At 63.0% G+C, this 3,381-nt stretch carries 5 protein-coding genes; all 5 read left to right on the forward strand.

From position 1 onward, the window contains the following. Positions 1–129: 129 nt before the first annotated feature. The gene (gene nusG, locus ACXJL8_RS37040) at positions 130–792 is read left to right on the forward strand and encodes a transcription termination/antitermination protein NusG (RefSeq protein WP_456622160.1); all 663 of its coding nucleotides are present in this window, start codon (positions 130–132) and stop codon (positions 790–792) included. Between the two features lie 270 nt (positions 793–1,062). Next, positions 1,063–1,341, forward strand: a complete 279-nt coding sequence (locus ACXJL8_RS37045) for an HNH endonuclease (protein WP_456622159.1) — start codon at positions 1,063–1,065, stop codon at positions 1,339–1,341. A gap of 23 nt (positions 1,342–1,364) precedes the next feature. Then, on the forward strand, positions 1,365–1,493 hold the full coding sequence (locus ACXJL8_RS37050; RefSeq protein ID WP_456622158.1) for a hypothetical protein: 129 nt from the start codon (positions 1,365–1,367) through the stop codon (positions 1,491–1,493). Positions 1,494–1,580: 87 nt separating this feature from the next. Then, the gene (locus ACXJL8_RS37055; RefSeq protein ID WP_456686620.1) at positions 1,581–2,075 is read left to right on the forward strand and encodes a hypothetical protein; all 495 of its coding nucleotides are present in this window, start codon (positions 1,581–1,583) and stop codon (positions 2,073–2,075) included. A gap of 59 nt (positions 2,076–2,134) precedes the next feature. Then, positions 2,135–3,381, forward strand: a 1,247-nt coding sequence (locus ACXJL8_RS37060) for a terminase large subunit domain-containing protein (RefSeq protein ID WP_456686621.1), incomplete at its 3' end; no start/stop codon positions are given.

The raw sequence follows: 3,381 nt of genomic DNA on the forward strand, positions 1-3,381 counted from the left end.
CCTGCCGTGGAATCATCCCGGCTTCAAATTACGAAAATCGAAAGAAGGCCTTCGCGTGCCGCGCCGCTGGCCGCCGCGGCGCAACGGCACATGGCTCGACGACGACGCATCACAGGCAGGGGGAGACGAATGAACATGGTCTATAAAATCGGCGATTTCGTTGGTTACGTTACGCTCGCTGACGAGGTCACTGCAGCGCCGGTGCAGCCGCAGCGGTGGTTCATGCTGCAGACCTATGCGAACAAGGAAAGCAAGGTCATGCGCACGTTCCGCGATCGCGGGATCAGCGCCTACTATCCGACCTTGCGCCAGCGTAAGAAGTTCGAGCGGCGTCGCAGTGGCTTTGCAGCGGTGTCCTACCGCGACGTAGTTGTGCCGCTCTTTGCCGGCCTGATCTTCATCCCTGATTTTCAGGTCAAGCTTGGCGGTCTCGACGTCGATGGCGTTGCGGGCTTCCTGATGGTTGGTGAATGGCGTCCATGGATCTGGGAGAATGCGCCTGGGATCGAGCGCAAGCCTCACGCGCGTATCGACGAGTTTCCTAGGCGATATCAGGGCACCGTCGACATGGCTGGCGTGCGCGCAATGGTCGCGGACGGCAACATTCCAGTTGCTCGACGGCGTCGGCTTTTCCAGGAAGGGCAGCGCGTTCGGATCATCGACGGTCCGTTTGCCTCGTTTCCCGGAATGGTCGACAGGCTTGACTCGAGAGGCCGACTCAATGTCCTTCTCGACATCTTCAAGCGCATGACACCTGTCGAATTCGACGAGTGTCAGATCGAGCCAGCCTAGGTGTTGCGACCGCGCACTGAATGGCTCGAACGGAGACTGCTCTCCGGCGCATCCATCTTCGCTTAGCGCGAAGTGGAAGTTGCAGAGATTCGGAAATTCGTTCCACGTGAAACAAGCCCGGCCATCGCGCCGGGCTTTTGCATGCCTAGGGTGTGCGGCGACGGTGATGCGTTGCCCGCTGCCCTCCTTGGGCGTTTCCTCCCTAGACTTGTGGCGCGTTGCCAGGCCCGATCATCGCCCCGCGGCATGATCGGGCCTTTCCTTTTGTAGATGCCGAAATTGCCGTGGAAGGCCTGGTACAACACGGCGCGCTGGCAGCGGCTTCGCCTCGCGATCTTCCTGCGCGATCTCTACACCTGCCAGTGCGGATGCGGTCACGTCGAGGGCGAAACGTCGCTGCTCGTCTGTGACCACAAGATCCCGCATCGTGGTGATGAGCGATTGTTCTGGGATGAGAGCAATCTGCAGACGCTGCTCAAGAGCTGCCACGACAAGGCCAAGCAGAAGGCCGAGCAGCAGTCCCTCCACACGCGCGGCGTCTGGCACTGACCAACCCCGAAAGGATCGAGGACATGACCAACCCGAAGTCTCTGCGTGCTGCCTACCTGGCCGGCGCCATGGCAGCCATCATCACCATCGCCCGCGACAAGCGCGAGCAGCAGTCACGTCGTCGCAAGCCCGTGCGCAAGCCGAAGCGCTGACATCAGCAAGGGGAGGGGGTGGTCAAATCCTCGCAGCCCCCCTCTCCACGGACCGGCCCCTCTCTCATTCGTAGGTTTTTTTTCATCGTGGCTGAAGTTTTCGACCTGTTTGGTGATCCTGTGCCGTCCAACTGGGGCGAGCGCGGCCGGCCGGAACATGTCGCATCTCAGCAAAACCGGAATCGTGTCAGCCTGTTAGTCGCGCTCGGCTGGAGCAACGCGCGGATCGCATCGGCGCTGTTCATCACCCAGCCGACGCTGCGGAAGCATTATTTTTCAGAGCTTAGGTTTCGGGACGTCTCGCGCGATCGCCTGGTCGCGCAGCTCGGTGTCAAGCTGCTCGACGGCGTCAACGCCGGCAACGTCTCGGCGATCCGGGAATTCCAGAGGTACCTGGAGCGGAACGACCTGATGCTCTACGGCCAGACGCAGCAGCCGCAGAAGGCCAAGCCGGCCGACAGGGCCGTGAAGCCGGAGAAGGTCGGCAAGAAGGCCGCCGAGATCTCGGCCGCGCATTCGCCCGACGTCGGCTCGCCGCTGGGCGAGCTGATGGCGCGTCGGCAGCAGGGTCTCAATTCTTGATCCCCTGGGACACCTCTTGCCCCGACTGGGAAACCCGCATCCGCGAGGGCCGCTCGCTGATGCCGGACCTRCCGCTGTTCACGGCTGAGGCGGACATGGGGCTGGCGTTCTTCGACGAGTTGCGGCTGCCGGACGTGCCTGGCACCCCGCGGCTCGGCGACGCCTCCGGCGAGTGGTTCCGCGACCTGGTCCGGGCCGTGTTCGGCTCCTGGGACCCGGTCAACAGGGTCCGGATGATCCGTGATTTCTTCGCGCTGGTCCCGAAAGGCTCGTCAAAGACGACCTATTCCGCGGCGCTGATGCTGGTCGCGATGCTGATGAACTACCGGCCGCGCGCGACGGCGCTGTTTCTCGGCGAGACGCAAGCGGTCGCCGATCGCGCCTACGAGCAGGCGGTTGGCATGATCGAGGAGTCGCCGGACCTGCGCCGGCGCTTCAAGCCGCGGGACTACGACAAGACGATCGAGGATCTCGTCACCAAGTCGGAGATCATGATCGCGAGCTTTGACCTGAAGATCTTGACCGGCGCGATGGCGCTGATCTTCGTCCTGCTCGACGAGCTGCATCTGCTGGGCAAGCGAGCCCAGACCTCGCGGGTGCTGCGCCAGATCCGCGGCGGCCTCGACAAGACCGAGGAGGGCGTGCTGGTCATAACCACAACGCAGAGCGACGACGCTCCGGCCGGCGCCTTCAAGAGCGAGCTGAAGTTCGTCCGCAATGTGCGCGATGGGCTCTATCGCGGCAAAACCATCCGCTCGACGCTGCCGCTGCTCTATGAGCTGCCGCGCGACATCGCCACGTTGACGCGCGAGGAGCGCAAGCATGGCGTCGAGCCGCGCTGGATGAATCCGGAATGCTGGCCGTGGGTCATGCCGAACATCAACCGGCCGATCACCGTCGCCTCGATGCTCGCCGACTTCACCAGCGAGCGCGAAAAGGGCGAGGAGGCGATCCGGATCTGGGCCTCGCAGCATCTCAACATCGAGATTGGGACCGGCACCAATGATGACGGCTGGAGCGGCGCCGATCTCTGGGATCAGCAGGTCGACGAGAAACTTGACCTGGAATCGCTGCTCGCGCGCAGCGAGGTGGTCACGATCGGCCTCGACGGCGGCGGCCGCGACGATCTGCTCGGCCTGGCGGTGATGGGCCGCGAAAAAGTAACGCGGCATTGGCTGTCGTGGTGCCATGGCTGGGCTGACCCGATCGTTCTGTTGCGCCGCAAGGAAATCGCCTCGCATCTTGAGGATTTCGAGAAAGAGCACTCGTTCAAGATCCTTGAGATCGGCGAGGCGCATGCGGATAT

It is taken from the genome of Bradyrhizobium sp. P5_C11_2, assembly GCF_054049755.1.